Raw genomic sequence first — 551 nt, 5'->3', positions numbered from 1 at the left:
CGACCGCGGGTATCGGCGCCGCGTGCGCACGGCGGCTGGCCGCCGACGGGCACGACCTCGTCCTGGTGGCCCGGGACACCAAGCGGCTGCGCGAGCAGGCGACCGAGCTGCACGACCGGCACGGCATCGAGGCCGAGGTGCTGAGCGCCGACCTCGCCGAGGACACCGGCATCGAGTCGGTCGCCGCCCGCCTCGGCGACCGCCGCAACCCCGTCGACCTGCTGATCAACAACGCCGGCTTCGGCAACAAGGGCCGCTATCTCGACGTCTCCATGGCCGACGAGCTCAAGATGCTCAAGGTGCACTGCGAGGCGGTGCTGCGGCTCACGTCGGCCGCGGCGGAGGCGATGCGGGAGCGCGGGCGCGGCGGTGTCGTCAACGTCGCCTCGGTCGCGGCGTTCGTGCCGCGCGGGACGTACGGCGCTTCCAAGGCGTGGGTCGTGCAGTTCACGCAGGGGGCGGCGCGGGATCTGGCCGGGAGCGGGGTGCGGCTGATGGCGCTGTGCCCCGGGTTCGTGCGGACCGAGTTCCATGAGCGGGCCGGGATGGGG

The 551-nt window shown here is 73.9% G+C and carries 1 protein-coding gene; it reads left to right on the top strand.

All coding sequences use genetic code 11. The features are described from left to right. Window positions 1-551, top strand: a 551-nt coding sequence (locus tag ACLZOT_RS49775) for an SDR family NAD(P)-dependent oxidoreductase (RefSeq protein ID WP_416975953.1), incomplete at both ends; no start/stop codon positions are given.

It is taken from the genome of Streptomyces sp. 4F14 (assembly GCF_048159485.1).
Classification (GTDB): domain Bacteria; phylum Actinomycetota; class Actinomycetes; order Streptomycetales; family Streptomycetaceae; genus Streptomyces.
This window is presented reverse-complemented; position numbering and strand designations above follow the sequence as displayed.